Source organism: Pseudomonas sp. KSR10 (genome assembly GCF_022355455.1).
GTDB lineage: Bacteria > Pseudomonadota > Gammaproteobacteria > Pseudomonadales > Pseudomonadaceae > Stutzerimonas > Stutzerimonas stutzeri_E.
Genome location: NZ_JAKOEN010000019.1, coordinates 1,381,133 through 1,396,130, shown reverse-complemented (window position 1 = coordinate 1,396,130; position 14,998 = coordinate 1,381,133). Strand labels below are relative to the sequence as shown.

The following is a 14,998-nucleotide window of genomic DNA, read 5'->3' as shown; positions in this document are numbered from 1 at the left end:
TCGTTCAGAGCATGGCGCGCGCGCGTAGCAGCGCCATGACCTGTTCGGCGAGCACCTCGGGTGACGCTTCGCCCGCTGGCAGGCGCAACTCGGGCGCGCTCGGCGGCTCGTAACGGCTGTCGATGCCGGTGAAGTTAGGCAACTGGCCGGCCCTCGCCTTGCGGTACAGGCCCTTGGGATCGCGCGCTTCGCAGATTTCGAGCGAGGCGTCGACGAAAATCTCGAGAAATTCGCTCGGCTCCATCAACGTGCGCACCATCTGCCGTTCACTGCGGAACGGCGAGATGAAGCTGACCAGCACGATCAGCCCGGCATCCACCATCAGCCGTGCAACTTCTCCCACTCGGCGAATGTTTTCGATTCGATCGGCGTCGCTGAAGCCGAGATCGCGGTTGAGCCCATGGCGCACGTTGTCACCATCCAAAATCATGGTGCGTTTGCCCAGAGCGTGCAGCTGCTGTTCGACCAAGTCCGCCACTGTCGATTTGCCCGCTCCCGACAATCCGGTGAACCACAGGACACACGGCTTCTGACCGTTGATTGCGGCTCGTGCGGCCTTGTCCACCGTCATCGCATGCCGATAAAGATGCGCATCCGGCTTCGCGCCAACCCGCGGGATTTCCTCGATGCCAGGCGGCTCGGCCTGGTGCAGCGGGGCGCCGGTATGTGCCATGGGGACCTCTTCAATGGGCTGAGTCATCTTCTGGAAACTGCCTCTTCGCCATAGCCGAAGCGGGCTGCGACCGGACCGGTGATGGTCTGGATGAGCGCCAGCTCCTCGTCACTGAACGTCGGACGGTAATAGCCCGGGGCGTGCAGTCCTGCTGCGGCGGTGTCCAACCAGTCACCTGTAACGGGCAGGTCACTGTGTTCGAAAACCCGTGCCAGCGTGGTCCTCGGGTCACTGCACAAGGCTTCGTAGCGCACCATCAGGCAGGCTTGGTGTAACGCCTCGTCGTTCGCCAACACATCGGCCACGTAGCTGTAGATGGCTGCCCAGTAGTGCGCCCAGCCTTCCACTTCGCGTCCCGATGCCCAGAGCTCGGTGATCTTGCGGGTCAGGGCGGTGTCGCCGGTATTGATCGCCCGCCGGTCGAGCCCGAATTCATAGTGGCCGACCCTACGCATGTGTTCCAGGGCTCTGGGCTCTGCGTTCTCGCCGGTGACGAACAGGCGGTGCTGCTTGATCAGCGAAGCGATGTGCCAGATCGGATCGCGGATCGCCAGCACGAAGCGGGCTTCGGGATAGAGACGATGTAGGTATCCCAGCCGGACCAGATTGTAGTTTCCCTTGGCGACATAGCGCTGGCGTTTACGCACGGCCAACAGCTTGCGCAGGTGCTCCGCGTAGAAGCGCTCGAACTCGGGATGGACGTGTTGCCGCCCCATGACCGAGCTGTGATCCGGATCGTGAGCGTCGGGGAAAAACGCCATCCAGAGAACCTCCTCGAAGGCTTCCGGACTCTGCGAGGTGATGCTGATGCCGTCCTGGTGCGCACGCTCCCTGGCGACTTCGGTCGCACGTGGCACCATTTCCAGCCAGCGGTTCCACCAATAGGGCGTCAGTACCGGCGGATAGTCGATATAGCGATGGCTGGTCACCTGCGGGTGCGTAGCCAGCTGCTCGAGCAACACGGTGGTGCCTGAACGAGCCAGTCCGGCGATAAAGATCGGCCGATCCACCCGCACATCCTCAATGGCGTCGGCGACCGCCTTGGTCTCCAGATTACCGAGCCGGATCCAGAGTTGCGGATTGCGATGGATCCAACCGCTGAGCAGGTGCATCCAGGTCGGTACCGTGAAACCGGGATCGCGCGTCTCGTGCTTGATGTTGGCGACGTTCAGATCGTTCATTCCACGCGCGCCCAGCGATAGGTGAGCAATGACACCAGCACCATGGTTGGTAGCAGAATGGCCAGCCAGGAGCGCATCCAGGGGGGGCCGAAAGGCAGGTAGGCGCGCTGTGGCAGGTCAATGCTGACGCGCTCCAGGCCGGTTTCGCCGGACAGATAGCCAAGGGGGTTGGCGACCAGCCAGTTCCACCACTGGCGCCGCTCGATCACTGGGATCGGTGCGGTTAAGGCGATTTCCACCAGTTCGCTGCCGGCAACGCCGATGCGGACCAGCGGTATGTCGCTGTCGGCGATCCATTCAGCGAAATCGGGTTCGGGTTCGACCATCATCACCGGGGGATCGTCTCGGTCCGGAAAATCGTAGCTGTAGGTATGATCGATCCAGGTCAGCAGCGCGAGTAGCGGCAACATGGAGAGTAGGGTAGGGATCAGCACCAGGCCAAGATGGCGAAAGGCAGCGCTGAACTGACCCCGGATCAAGGGACCGGCCTCGGCGAATTCGCCGTCGAACTCGTTCAGTCGACGTCGGGCTTCGCGAGCGTCTCGCTTGGCCTGCCCGATCCGTGCCTGGGGCGAGATCAGCCGATACAGCAGCAGAGTGCCGGCGCCGGCCATGATGGCCCAGATGACCAAGCGTGCACCAGCGGGCATCAGCGCAGCCATCAGGCTGTCAATCGCGGCGAATAGCGGTCCGGGCAGATCCAGAATTCCCATGACAATCCTCCCAATCAACCAGCCGCTTGGCTGCTATGTCGGCCGGCCTTCCAGGCGTTGCCCTGGCTCGGCAAGCCGGGTCAGGAGTGCGTGGAATCCCGGCTACGTTCAGGCTCGATGGTGGGGTGCGCGGCTCCCTCAGTGCGCGCCGTAGCGGCGGCCTGTTCGGCCTTGCGCCGCCGGCGCATGCGGCGGATCGGCCACATCACTACGTAGAAGACCGCGACTCCGACTGCCGCCAACAGACCCCACAGCGCCGTCAGGAGCCCCAGCCCAGCGCCTGGACCGACATAGGCGTTAGCAACCAGCGGCAGCGCGGCGGCCGTCACGATAAGAAAATTCATGCTGTTTCGGATGTGCCGTGAATTCATGTCATTCACCTGTTCAGCGACTGATCGATAACGGCGCGGAATGTCGCGTCGAGCGTTTCGTAAGCGATCCGTTGCCCAGATGAGACGATGGGGATAAAGGCTTCGTTATCACCGCCCCGAACCGGGTTGATGAACTCCCAGACGATGTTCCCTTCCTGAGTGACCTCAAACAGGCGCCCGCCATCGGATTCGGTGATCAAGCGGTTGCCGTTGGGCAGTGTTTCCGCAGAGCTGCGGACGTAACTTTCAAAGGGTTGCTCATCGTTTCCTTCGTAACTCCAGACCACTTCATGGGTGCCCGGGTTCACTTCCAGCACCCGGGAAATATTCGCCTCCCGATAGTTGGCCGCATTGTCGAAGAGGGTCATATTTCCGTTCGGCAGCACACGGGCATCGTGCTGGACCAGCCAGGGGCCGGTGGTGGCCCAGGTTGCGACGCCCTGTTGTGGGTCGACCAACGCGATGGTGCTGAGGTTGCGGAACGAGACGAGCACCTGCCCCGGTCGGCCCTTGGCTGGGGCGAAGGCAGCGGTTTGCCGGTCGTCGAGAAAGTGCACGCTGTTGGCATGCAGCGGATCGCCGGTGGCGTAGCTGGGCGTCTGGTACAGCGGCTCGGCGAAGCGCGACTCGAGAAAGGCCTGGGACAGCGATACCTTGCTCAACTCTTTGCCGCTTTCCAGATCCAGGGTCACCAGAAAATCATCCAGCCAAGGGCGTTGGAGACCCTGCAGGCCGGGGATATCTTCCTCGCTGAAGTCATGGGTGAGGGTGACCACCCGACCGTCCGGCGTCAGGTGCAGGTCGTGATGGGCAGCGCCGTGGTAAGCCCAGACCAGCTTGGAGTCGCGATCGATGCGGATCAGGCCGTAGCCCCAAGGCGTGTCGTTATCGGCGGTGATCACCACCAGCAAATCGCCGTTGGGCAGCAGGCGAACCTTGTCCCAGTAAATTCTGTCTTCCGGCCTTGGGGTGCGGCCGGCCGGGCTCTGTTTCCAGATCTCGCGATAGGGCAGCTGCCAGCGGTGAATCACCTTGCCCTGCATATCCATCAGGTTGGCGTAACTGCCATCGCCTGAGGTGTAGACCGTCAGCCCCTCGAACGCGCCCTGCGCATCATGAATGGTTACGCCCCGCTCCTGGCGCCGTGCTTGTCGCCATAGATGCGTCTCGGTGTAGAGATCGGTTTCGGTGAGCTGGGCCAGCGCCGCGTGAGCCGCCTTGTAGGCGTCGTTCAGATAGCGATAAGGAAAGCTCTGCGAAAGCGTGACCAACGCGCCACCCACAAAGGCGATGAAGGCAATGGCAAGGATGAATACAACGAAACCGGCACGATCTGCCTTGTCCATGAACCCCCCTGGTGGGCTGCGATATCGAGTTGGCTGCTGGCCGTTTCTGGCTAACGAAACGGTGAATGCTGCGTGTTGAGACTCGCATAGCCGGACCAGGTTCGCCGTTGCGCCCATAGGGAGCGATCGTTGGGAAGGTGAAGAAGAAATGGCCGGACGGCGCTAAGGCGATGGCGAGGCGGTCGCTTGCAATTCGTACTCGGCGGCCCGGAGAAACCGGCCGAATGCCAGCTGGGTCCCGAGCAGCAGTTGGCCGCGGTCGACGCGCGTTGCTCGTTGCTCGAATTGCGCCAGAAAACGCGGCCACAACGGAATGCCTTCGCCATGAGCGAGGTAGTGCAGTGGACTGCCCGAGCCGCCGGCGCGGACACGCTGGGACAGCACCCGGCCACCGAGCCGCGAGCCTTCCAGCACATAGACGACCCCCCAGTACCAGCCTTCGTCGCTGCCCGGTTGGACACTCAGCGCTGCTGGTAGGGCGATCTGCAGCGCCTGCAGGTCTTGCCGTAACGCCGCGCTGCGGCGCCGTTCGGGCCAATCATTCAGCAGTTGTGCTATCGGGCCCTGTTCGAGTGCCGTTTCCAGGGCGAACAGCGCCGCAGCGTGTGCACGCAGAAAAAGTTCGTAATCCTGGCGTTCGCTCAGGTCGAAGCGGGAGAAGGCCGTATCGACTCGCTGGTGCAGCGGCGCGCTAGCGTCGCGGAGCCATTGACGCAGGGATGACATCAGGCGGGACTCGTTTCGGTGAGCGCGCCGAGAATCTTGCTGGCCAGATCGTCTTCGCGGAAGGGCTTTTGGATGATCGTCGTGCTGCCCATGCCCAGTTCGCCGAGCTCGGCATAGCCGGTGATGAATACCACGGGCAGCTTCGGGTAACTCGACAGAACGGCGCGGGCCAGCTCGCCGCCGTTCATGCCCGGCATGGCGAAGTCGGCCAGAAGCAGATCCACCGTCGTGCCGTCTTTCAGCAATTGCAGGGCCCGCTGGCCGCTCTCCGCCTGGATCACCGAATAGCCCAGGTTGATCAGCATCTGCGCGGTCACTTCACGTACGCTCTGATCGTCGTCCACCAGCAGGACGGTGTTCGATGCGTCACCGATCGGTGTGCTGTGTGAGTATGCCGGCGCGTCGATCGTCAGCTCCGGAGCCCGAACCCGAGGCAGGTAGACGCTGACGGTAGTACCCACGCCCAGCTCGGTCTCGATCCGCGCGCCACCCCCGGATTGCTTGGCGAAGCCGAACACCTGGGCCAAGCCGAGCCCCGAACCCTTTCCCACCTCTTTGGTGGTGAAAAACGGTTCGAAGGCCTTCTGCAACACCTCGTCGCTCATACCTGAACCGGTATCTCTCACCGACAGCACTACGTACTCGCCGGGCCCCGGCTCTTCGGCACGTTGCGCGGGTGTGTCGATCACCGCGTTGGCGGTACTGAGGGCGAGCCGGCCACCAGAGCCCATGGCGTCGCGAGCGTTGATCGCCAGGTTGAGGATGATCATCTCGATCTGGGTCGGATCGACCAGTGCATGCCAGAGCCCGGCGCAGGTGTCGGTTTCGATGGTGACGGAGCCACCAAGCGTGCTGTGCAACAGGCTGAGCATGCCGACCAGCGTGTCGTTGAGGTCCACCGCCTTCGGGGCTAGCTGCTGACGACGAGCGAACGCCAGCAGCTGACTGGTCAGGGTCGCACCGCGCTCGCCGGACTCCTGGATGTATTGCAGGCGGCTCAGCGACTTGGCCAGCGGCGCGCCACGCTCCAGGTCGTTCTTGAGAAAGCTGGCGCTGGTGAGGATCACTGTCAGCAGATTGTTGAAGTCATGCGCGACGCCGGCGGTGAGCTGGCCGACAGCCTCCAGTCGCTGCATCTGCTGAAGGGTCGCCTCGATGCGTTCACGTTCCTTGATCTGTTCCGTCAGCTCGCGGTTGGCCGCCGCGAGCCGGTCGACGGCCGCGATCTCGCTGGTGATGTCGCGTCCCGCGGCGTACATCTTTTCGCCCTCGGGCACGGCGGTCCAGGACAGCCAGCGATAGCTGCCATCGCGGTGCTGCATGCGGTTGACGAAGCGGTCGGTGACTTGGCCCCGGCGAATCCGCTCGGTTTCTTCGAGGGTTGCGCTGAGGTCGTCGGGGTGCACCAGCGCCCAGAGCGGTCGGTCAGTGAGTTTTTCGCGCGGCCAGCCGAGCATGCCTTCCCAGACCGGATTGAGCGCGACGGCCGTGGTATCGAAGCGCATCACCGCGAGCAGGTCGCGTGACAGCTCCCAGGTGCGGTCGCGCTCGCGGGTGCGTGCCTCGACGCGCTCGCCGAGTGTTTCGTTCATGCGCTTGAGCGCTTCGGTGGCCAGTTTCTGCTCGGTGACATCCATCACCACGCCGATGAAGCGCTTGCACGCGCCGTCCTCGAAGAAGCCTTGTCCGCGGGTCTCCACCCAGCGTACCCGCCCGTCGCCGAGCAGAATGCGATAGTCGACGGTGAATTCCTTGTCGCCCTCGTCCGTAAGCGTGTCCCGGACCTTCTCGCGTATGCGCGACAGATCATCCGGATGGCAGAACGACGCCAACGCGCTGATGTTCACCGCTGCGTCGGGTGGCAGACCGAACATGGTGCGACAGCGCTGATCGAGAATCATCGTGCCGCTTGCCAGCTCGTAGTCCCACATGCCCAGGCCCGCCGCATCGATCGCCAGACGAGCGCGAACCTCCACTTCGCGCAGCGCCTCTTCGGCGCGCAGGCGTCCGTGGCGTTCCTGCACCTCGCTCAGAGCCCGCTCGACCGCCTTGGGCAAAAAATTCAGGTTCTGTTTGAGCACGTAATCAACGGCGCCGGAGCGCATCATGTTGACCGCGTGCTCCTCGCCGAATACGCCGGAGAGGAAAATGAAGGGGGTGTCGGGGGCCAGTTGCTTGGCGTCCTGCAGGGCCTGGCTGCCGGAATAACCCGGCAGGATCAAGTCCGAAAGAATCAGATCGAAACGCCGTCGTTGCAGTGCCTCGACAACGCCGGCACGGTCGTAGACGACTTCCGTCTCGATGATGTAATGGTTTCGTTCGAGCGTCAGGAGCGCCAGCTCGGCATCGTGCGGGCTGTCTTCAACGAACAGGAGGCTGATGTTTTTTTTCGGTGGCATAACCATCCTGTTGCGGGTGTCGCACGGCTTGATAAAAGTCTGCTTCTGAGTCGCTCAAAGTCGCTGCCTTTCAGCTCTGCTCCTCATCGTCCTGGCGATCCCGGCGTTGGCGTTGCAGCCGCAACGATCCCGGCGGCGGCTCGTTGAGCACAGCCCAGAAGATACCGAGGTCGGAAATGGCGGCCACGAAGTCCCGGAATTCGACCGGTTTGACCACGTAAGCGTTCACCCCCAATTCATAGGCCTTCGTCAGGTCGGGTTCCTCACGCGAGGACGTCAGCATCACCACCGGTATGCTGCGCAGCTCAGGGGTCTCGCGAACAATTTTCAGCACCTCAAGCCCGTCTACTTTGGGCAACTTGAGGTCTAGCAGCAGCACGGCCGGATTGCCATCGGCGCGATGGGCATAGTCGCCACGACGCAGCAGGTAATCGAGTGACTCGGCGCCATCGCGCATGACAATCACATCGTTGGCCAGTTGACTGCGCTCGAGCGCGACCAGCGTCAGCTCGAGGTCGTGAGGATTGTCTTCTACCAAAAGAATCGGTTTGAGCATCAAGGGTCTCGTACTAAAGGGATGACGCGTAAGCGAGGCGAGGCAGTGAAAAAAAGAAGGTCGCGCCCTGGTCGACTTCGCCGTTCGCCCAGACCTGCCCATCGTGGCGCTCGATGATACGTCGCACGCTGGCCAGCCCGATTCCGGTGCCTTCGAACTCCTCCATCCGATGCAGGCGCTGGAAGACGCCGAATAGCTTGTTGGCGTATTGCATGTTGAAGCCGACACCGTTATCGCGAACGTAAACGATGGTTTCTTCGGCGCGCTGTTCGGCGCCTATCTCGATGACCGCCTGCTCACGCGTGCGGCTGTACTTGAGCGCATTGGAAATCAGGTTGCGCAGGGCCATGTGGATGAACGCGGCGTCGGCGACCACGACGGGCATGGACTGAACGTGCCATTCTATCTGCCGGCCTTCGCAGTCCGGCGCCAACTCCCGACGGATGGATTCGACCAGCGCGCTGAGATTCACGTCGGACAGGCGCAGCGCGGCGCGGCCCATCTGGGAGAAACTCAGTAGATTGTCGACGAGCGTGCCAGCGAAACGGGCGGCATCGCCGATGTTGTCAAGGAAGCGCAGGCCACGATCGCTGAGTTTGCTGCCTTCGAGCTCGCCCAACAGCTCGGCATAGCCGGTGATATGCCGCAGCGGCGCGCGCAGATCATGCGAGACGCTGTAGGAGAACGACTCCAGCTCTTTGTTGCTTTCACGCAGCTCACCGGCGAGCTGGGCCATTTCTTCGGCCTTACGCAGCACGATGCCGAGCACTGCGGTGCGCAGTTCGAGTGCACCTTCCAGCTCCACCGGTTGCCAGGGCTGGGCGTAGCCACGCACCGTCTCGCGCCAGTTCTCGAAACTGTCGCGCGGGGACAATCCGCCGCGACCGTCAAATTGCTTGCCCGTCTGACCGGCCCAGTTCACGGTCTTGATCTGCTCACGACGGAACCACAGCAGGTAATGCGGATGCAGGCGCGAAATCGACACCGCCAGCAGGCCCGCACAATGCGCGGCCAGTTCCGGCACGGCGGGAATGTCGCGAGAAACGCAATCGGAACTGAACACCAGACGCTCATGCTGCTGCGACAGCCATAGCGTCAAGGCGGTCAGCAATTCGGGTGGAGGTGTCTCACCGATGATTTCGTGGGATTCGCCCGAGACGATGGCGGCGCCGTCGGCACTGGCGAATCCGAGTACGGCGGCCGGAAGATTCTTGAAGCCTTCGATGACGCTGTCGCGGTCGGCCATTGCCGAAAGCAGCTCGACGATCTGGCGACGTAATTCCAGCTTGCGCTGGGCCAGCGCCGCCGCCTCCTTGGCTTCGATCTGCAGCGAAAGAATTCGCCCCAACAGCTCGCAAGCCGTGCGGGTCTGATAACCCACGGTGCGCGGCGCGGCGTCATGGCAAGAGATCATGCCCCAGAGCTCGCCCTGCACGACGATGGAAATCGACATCGACGCGAGCGTGCCCATGTTGCGCATGTACTGTAGGTGTACCGGCGACACGCTGCGAAGCGAGGCGAAGCTCAGATCCAGCGGTTCACCCGTGTCCGGATTGAGCGCGGGTACCAGCGGGGAGGGTCGGTAGTTGGCGTCCTGGATCACGCGGATCAGGTTGTTGCGGTAGAGCTGGCGTGCCTGTGGCGGAATATCCGAAGCTGGAAAGTGCAGCCCCAGATAGCGCGGGTAACCTTCGTCGGCTTCTTCTGCCAGTACCACGCCGTTGCCTTGGGCATCGAAGCGGTAAGCCTTGACCCGACCGAAGCCGGTGATGCGTTTGACTTCGCGCACGGCCAGTTGGCAGATGAATTCAAGCGCCTGCGCTTCTTGCAGCTGCACCACGAAGGTTCGCATCAGCGGATAGAGCGTGTCGTAGGCCTTGCCGGAACTGCCCGCGGCCTCGAACTCGACGATGAGCCGGCCCGAGTAGCGGTGGGCCATCAAGGCGAACGTCGGCCGGTCATTGCTACCCGGCAGCGTGAAACTGATGTCGCTTAGGTGGAACGGATTGTGATCGTCTTCGGCCAGCGCAGCCAGGCGTTCGGCGAAGCCGCACTCGCCGATGAGCTCGGCGAGGGGCTGGCCGAGCAACGCATGGGCTTCGACGCCGAGCCACTGCAAGACATTGTCGCTGGCTTGGACGATGGTCAGCTGAGGTTCGCGGAGCACCAGCAGAAACCCATGGGGTTGAATACTGCCGGGGATGTGGATGGGTTCTTCAGCGCACTGGGCGAGCGCCTCTGTGAGCCTGTCGCTTGCTGGGGTGGATGCCACGATATCTCCTAGTCGAGCCCGAGCGGGCTGAACGATGAGCAGGCATCCATGCGGCTATTCAGGTCGGTGCCTGCTTCGTAACGCTTGCATGGGCACACCGGATTTTCGAGCGGAGGCCACTTTAGCGCGACTGGTACTGGCTAGCCAATGCGAGGGCTTGTATAAACGGCGCATTCCAGGCGACTGCAGAGGGGGGATTGTCATGGAAGAGGTGATCGAGCAACTGCGTGAGCTCAACGAACCGGTACCGGTTCCGTTGGAGCTCCCGGACGACGACCGGCTGGTCGAGGTCGAGGAAGAGCTGTTGATCAACCTGCCGTTCGGTTTGCGTGAATTCCTGCTGACGGTCAGCGACGTGGTCTATGGCCGGCTGGAGCCGGTGACCGCGGCCGACCCACAGTCGCACACCTATTTGCCGGAAGTGGCCGCCAACGCCTGGGACGCTGGCGTGGCGCGCGACCTGCTGCCGATCTGCCAGGACGGGCCGGATTATTACGTGGTCGATCTCGAAGGCGAGGTCATGCTGTTCGACGGCGACGAGCACGAGTTGACCGACGAGAGCTGGGAGTCGGTGTGGCACTGGGCACGCGACGTCTGGCTGGAAAGTTGAGCGGCCAGGCCCACGTCTGCGGGCGCATATCGCCCATATCGGGCCGGCACGTGCCGTTCGCGGCGATCTCCCATGGAGCGCAACGTCCATGGTGACGCTCGGCAATCTGTTCATCTTTCTCTTGCTGCTAACCGGTGTCGCCTGGCTTTGGCATGCGCATGGCATCCGTGAGCGCGCGCTGGCAGCGGTGCGGCGCCACTGCAAGACGATGGATGTCGAGCTGCTGGACGGCAATGTGGCGTTTCGCCGTCTGGGAGTGATTCGTGACGCACGGGGACAACGCCGTTTCGCACGGGTCTACGGTTTCGAATTCACCGTCACCGGAGAGCAACGCCATCAGGGCAGCATCGTCATGTTCGGTGCCCGTCCAGGATCGATCGAGATGGAGGCGCACCCCTTTCATGCGCCACCTGATTCGGGACGAGTGATCCAGTTGGACGAGTGGCGCCGTCGCGGCGAGTGAGCCTGCGTTAGAGTCGACAGGCCGCCATTGCTGCCATCAGACGCTCTTGGTCTTGGGGCTCGTCGAAAATCAGTTCGAGCCTCGAATCCTTCCGCCATTCGCTGGGCTCGAACCGCAGCGGCTCGCCGGCCAGTGCGTTAGCCGAGCGCCAGCCATCGGGCCCGTGCACGACCAGCTTCGCTCTGCGCCAGTTGAGACTACCGAGCCATTGGGCTATGTCTTGCAGATCGAAATGCTGGCTCGGATGCCAGCGCCAGCCGATGCTCCAGCCATCCGCGCCGCCCTGGCTCTGGGAGAAGGGCTGTTGCGGATCCAGCCAGACGCCACCGGTTACGCCGGCGGTAGCGGGCAAAGGCATTTCAAGCTCGTCATGGGCCATGCCGGCTTGTCTGTCGATGCCGGGCAGTTCGGTGATCGGCAGAGCGCCCTCACGTATCCAGCGCAGGGGTAGCGCGGGCAGCCGCGTAGCGAGGTGCTGGCGATCGGTCTGAGTCAGCTGTTCGCACTTGTTCAGCAGCAACAAGCCGCTGCTCTGTAGCGCTTCTTGCTGGCTCGGCGGCAACGGCTCACCACGTGCCAGAGCTGCGGCGTCGAGCACGGTAACGCACGGCTGTAACGCCAGAACTTCGTGCCAGGGTGGCGCACTGAGTTGCTTCAGCAGCTCGGACGGATGCCCCAGTCCTGAGGGCTCGATCAGCAGCCGATCCGGTTTGGCCTTGCGCAGCAAGCGGCTCAGGCCGACCTGGAACGGCACGCCATTGATGCAACACAGGCAGCCACCGGCGATTTCGGCCAGGCTGATACCGGTGTCATCGGTGGTCAGCAGCGCGGCGTCGATTCCTATCTGGCCGAACTCGTTGATCAGCACGGCCCAGCGTTCGCTGGCGGGCTTCTGCGCCAGCAGCGAGCGGATCAGACTGGTCTTGCCGGCGCCGAGCGGTCCGCAGATTACATGGGTAGGTATGTGGGTCAGCATGTGGGCTATGGTGCGCACTCGGTGGCTGGGGTGGAAGCGATTTCAGGATCTGCGTGCTAGAGTCGCGGCGGGTAGATCAAGGGTACCGTTCGATGCGTTCAATGTGTTTTCTGTTGCTGTCGCTGACCATCGCTGGACAGGCGTGGGCCGAGGGTTGCGTGATCCACAGCCAGGATGAGCGGATCGAGGTGAAGCTCTGTCAGCAGAATCGCACGATCCCGGCGGAACTGTTTCGCTCCGGCTTCTGCCAACCGCAACTCAAGGACCAAGAGGTGGAAGTCGCTTTCGTCGAGCAATGCCCCACCGGCGCCTTTGGTATCTGCCGTAATGCCCAGGTCTCCAATATGCCCTATCGGCAAGATATTCATTATTACGGCGTCGCCAGCGACGCACGCTTTCTCCAGCCAGCCTGCGAGCAGACCAGCGGCGGTGAATGGGCTGAAGAATAGCGTGGGGCAGGCTGATGCCCATGGGTTCCACGTGAAACCTTCGCTATTTTCTCGGCTTGAGCGTGCCGCAATCGGTGCCCAGCCACTTCCCGCGTGATTGCATGCGGCTGCTGCCCTGCTGCGTGCCGACCCGATAATCGCTTTCGATCGTGCTGACCACCTCTCGCTCGCTGATCAGCTGGGTCTCGCCGTGCCCCTTGGCGTCAGGGCATTCGAAGCTGAATTTCCACAGATTATCGGTCTGTTCGACGAGTTTCTGGCTGCAGCCGGGCTCATCCTGAAATGGCAGTTCACGGGATTTCACCTGCGCTTCGCTCAGGCACATGCGCACCCCGCCAGAACCCAGCTCGACGCCTTGCGCCGCAAGCATGTCTTCCATCATTTTCTTTTGCTCAGGCGGCAAGCCTTTCATCTGCTCGAGCATTTCCGCCATGCCTGGCATCTGTGTGCCGTCCACTTCGATGTTGTCACTGGAAAACTCCCAAAGCCCAGGAAGCATTTCCAGCGCCTGAGCAGGGAGTGAGCCAAGCAGTAACGCAGCAGCGCAGAGGTGAATGATGGGTTTCATCTCGAGACTCCAAAGTGATGTCCGTAAAGCCTAGCCGAGTCAGAAAAACCCGAGTGGTGTTGAGTCATGCGTGTCGACGCGCGAGGGGCATAGCTTTGTGTTTATGAGAAGCGTTAGCATTAACGCTTCTCAAGGCGAAGGGTACGACCATGGCGACCGAGGGTATGGTCAGACATGAGCTGGTGCATCGGCTGTATGTCGACCATCAAGGCTGGCTGAACGGCTGGTTGCGGCGTCAGCTCGGCTGCAGCCAGAAGGCCGCCGATCTGGCGCAGGACACCTTTGTTCGCGTATTGAGCAAAGACCATGGTCTGGAACCCATTCGCGAACCTCGCGCCTACCTGCACACCATCGCCAAGGGGTTGCTGATCAATCACTGGCGACGCAAGCAGATCGAGCAGGCCTATCTGGACGCGCTCGCCTTGCAGCCGGAGGCGGTCATGCCGTCGCCCGAATCCCAGGCGCTGATCGTCGAAACGCTGATGCAGGTCGATACGATGCTGACGCGTCTACCTTACAAGGTGCGTCGCGCATTCCTGCTGTCGCAGTTGCACGGGTTGACCTATGCGGCCATCGCCGTCGAGCTCGATGTGTCCGAGCGAATGGTCAAGAAGTATATGGCGCAGGCCATGCTGCATTGCCTGATGCTGGCCGAGGAGGCGCCATGAGCCTCGACTATCAGGTGCTGCAAGCGGCGGCGCAGTGGTTCGCGGTGCTGCAGTCCGATTCGGTCAGCGAGGCCGATCGCGAGGCCTGGCGCGCCTGGCTCTCGACGCCGGAACATGCCCGGGCCTGGCAGCGGGTGGAGCGGATCAGCGGACGTCTGGAGCCCTTGGCCGGCGATCCGTTCAGCCCCGCGGCGACGGCTTTATTGCGCTCGGGACAGCCAACTCGGCGACAGGCGCTGAAAACCCTGTCGATTCTTTGCGGAGGCGGCGCGCTGGCCCTGGCCACGGGCGCGGTGCCTTGGCGAAGCTGGGCGGCGGACCAGCGCACGGCTGTTGGAGAGGTGCGCAACTGGCGCCTGGATGATGGCTCGCGGCTGTGGCTGAATACCGACAGCGCGGTGGATGTCGTCTTCGAAGAGCGCACCCGTCAGCTCTCGTTGTACCGCGGCGAATTGCTGATGCAGGCGGCCGCCGAGCCTCGTCCGCTGGTGCTGCAAACGGCCGAAGGCAGGTTACGGGCGCATGGCGTCACCCGGTTTTCGGTATTGCAACGTGACGGCAGCTCCCAGCTCAGTGTGTTCGACGGCACGGTCGAAGTCATGCCCAGCGGGCAGGTGGGGGCGCGTACCGTCATGAGCGGCCAGCAGGTCGCTTTCGACAGCCGTCACATCGAACCCGAACGTTCCGTGCAGGCGGGCCGGCAGTCCTGGACCAATGGTGTTCTGGTGGCCGATAACCTGCGCCTCGACGCGTTCATCGCCGAGCTGGCGCGTTATCGCCAGGGCTATCTCGGTTGCGATCCGCGTGTAGCGGGCTTGCGCGTGGTGGGCGCCTATCCCCTGGCGGACACCGATCGAGTGCTGGACGTGTTGGCGGACACCCTGGCGCTTCGCATCAATCGCCGGCTGCCTTGGTGGGTGAGCCTCGAACCTGCGGAACAGCGTTCCAGTGCCTGATTAAACACGAATGCAAAAAATTCGTATCTGCAGTTCCCTTTTTGCGATGTCACGGGGCTTAACGGCAACTA

The 14,998-nt window shown here is 62.6% G+C and carries 16 protein-coding genes; 5 read left to right on the top strand and 11 right to left on the bottom strand.

All coding sequences use genetic code 11. The features are described 5' to 3' along the window. Positions 1–4 precede the first annotated feature (4 nt). The 9 genes from cysC to MCB86_RS15255 all read right to left on the bottom strand — a co-directional run bounded on the left by cysC (position 5) and on the right by MCB86_RS15255 (position 10,237). Positions 5–673: an adenylyl-sulfate kinase gene (gene cysC / locus MCB86_RS15295; RefSeq protein ID WP_045164322.1), complete on the bottom strand. Its 669-nt coding sequence runs from the start codon at positions 671–673 to the stop codon at positions 5–7. A 23-nt stretch (positions 674–696) separates the two neighbouring features. Next, a complete protein-coding gene (locus MCB86_RS15290) occupies positions 697–1,854 on the bottom strand; it encodes a sulfotransferase (protein ID WP_239611394.1) in 1,158 nt (385 codons plus the stop codon). Beyond that, positions 1,851–2,567, bottom strand: coding sequence for a hypothetical protein (locus MCB86_RS15285; protein ID WP_045164321.1), 717 nt, complete (start codon positions 2,565–2,567; stop codon positions 1,851–1,853). Before MCB86_RS15285 ends, MCB86_RS15290 begins: the two co-directional genes overlap by 4 nt. Before the next feature lie 80 nt (positions 2,568–2,647). Then, the gene (locus tag MCB86_RS15280) at positions 2,648–2,911 is read right to left on the bottom strand and encodes a hypothetical protein (protein WP_239611393.1); all 264 of its coding nucleotides are present in this window, start codon (positions 2,909–2,911) and stop codon (positions 2,648–2,650) included. A gap of 32 nt (positions 2,912–2,943) precedes the next feature. Further along, positions 2,944–4,284, bottom strand: coding sequence for an arylsulfotransferase family protein (locus MCB86_RS15275; protein ID WP_045164319.1), 1,341 nt, complete (start codon positions 4,282–4,284; stop codon positions 2,944–2,946). Positions 4,285–4,446: 162 nt separating this feature from the next. Beyond that, entirely contained in the window at positions 4,447–5,010 is a 564-nt protein-coding gene (locus MCB86_RS15270) for a biliverdin-producing heme oxygenase (RefSeq protein WP_045164318.1), read from the bottom strand. Further along, entirely contained in the window at positions 5,010–7,409 is a 2,400-nt protein-coding gene (locus MCB86_RS15265; RefSeq protein WP_045164317.1) for a response regulator, read from the bottom strand. The genes MCB86_RS15270 and MCB86_RS15265 overlap by 1 nt, the downstream gene beginning before the upstream one ends. A 70-nt stretch (positions 7,410–7,479) precedes the next feature. Further along, positions 7,480–7,965: a response regulator gene (locus MCB86_RS15260; RefSeq protein WP_045164316.1), complete on the bottom strand. Its 486-nt coding sequence runs from the start codon at positions 7,963–7,965 to the stop codon at positions 7,480–7,482. A 13-nt stretch (positions 7,966–7,978) separates the two neighbouring features. Continuing rightward, positions 7,979–10,237, bottom strand: coding sequence for an ATP-binding protein (locus MCB86_RS15255; protein WP_045164315.1), 2,259 nt, complete (start codon positions 10,235–10,237; stop codon positions 7,979–7,981). Positions 10,238–10,439: 202 nt separating this feature from the next. Between MCB86_RS15255 and MCB86_RS15250 the strand changes: the two genes are divergently transcribed. Together MCB86_RS15250 and MCB86_RS15245 are read left to right on the top strand one after the other, a co-directional pair. Continuing rightward, positions 10,440–10,847, top strand: coding sequence for an SMI1/KNR4 family protein (locus MCB86_RS15250; protein ID WP_045164314.1), 408 nt, complete (start codon positions 10,440–10,442; stop codon positions 10,845–10,847). Between the two features lie 88 nt (positions 10,848–10,935). Further along, positions 10,936–11,310, top strand: a complete 375-nt coding sequence (locus MCB86_RS15245) for a DUF3301 domain-containing protein (RefSeq protein ID WP_045164313.1) — start codon at positions 10,936–10,938, stop codon at positions 11,308–11,310. Positions 11,311–11,317: 7 nt separating this feature from the next. Here MCB86_RS15245 and MCB86_RS15240 read toward each other — a convergent pair whose 3' ends face one another. Beyond that, a complete protein-coding gene (locus MCB86_RS15240; protein WP_045164312.1) occupies positions 11,318–12,286 on the bottom strand; it encodes a CobW-like GTP-binding protein in 969 nt (322 codons plus the stop codon). A 92-nt stretch (positions 12,287–12,378) separates the two neighbouring features. Here MCB86_RS15240 and MCB86_RS15235 point away from each other — a divergent pair, with 92 nt between their 5' ends. After that, positions 12,379–12,735, top strand: coding sequence for a hypothetical protein (locus tag MCB86_RS15235; RefSeq protein ID WP_045164311.1), 357 nt, complete (start codon positions 12,379–12,381; stop codon positions 12,733–12,735). A 43-nt stretch (positions 12,736–12,778) separates the two neighbouring features. Here MCB86_RS15235 and MCB86_RS15230 read toward each other — a convergent pair whose 3' ends face one another. Further along, the gene (locus tag MCB86_RS15230; protein WP_239611392.1) at positions 12,779–13,303 is read right to left on the bottom strand and encodes a DUF3617 domain-containing protein; all 525 of its coding nucleotides are present in this window, start codon (positions 13,301–13,303) and stop codon (positions 12,779–12,781) included. 149 nt (positions 13,304–13,452) lie between these two features. Here MCB86_RS15230 and MCB86_RS15225 point away from each other — a divergent pair, with 149 nt between their 5' ends. Together MCB86_RS15225 and MCB86_RS15220 are read left to right on the top strand one after the other, a co-directional pair. Beyond that, positions 13,453–13,971, top strand: a complete 519-nt coding sequence (locus MCB86_RS15225; protein ID WP_239611391.1) for a sigma-70 family RNA polymerase sigma factor — start codon at positions 13,453–13,455, stop codon at positions 13,969–13,971. Next, entirely contained in the window at positions 13,968–14,927 is a 960-nt protein-coding gene (locus MCB86_RS15220; RefSeq protein ID WP_239611390.1) for a FecR domain-containing protein, read from the top strand. Before MCB86_RS15225 ends, MCB86_RS15220 begins: the two co-directional genes overlap by 4 nt. Positions 14,928–14,998: the final 71 nt, after the last annotated feature.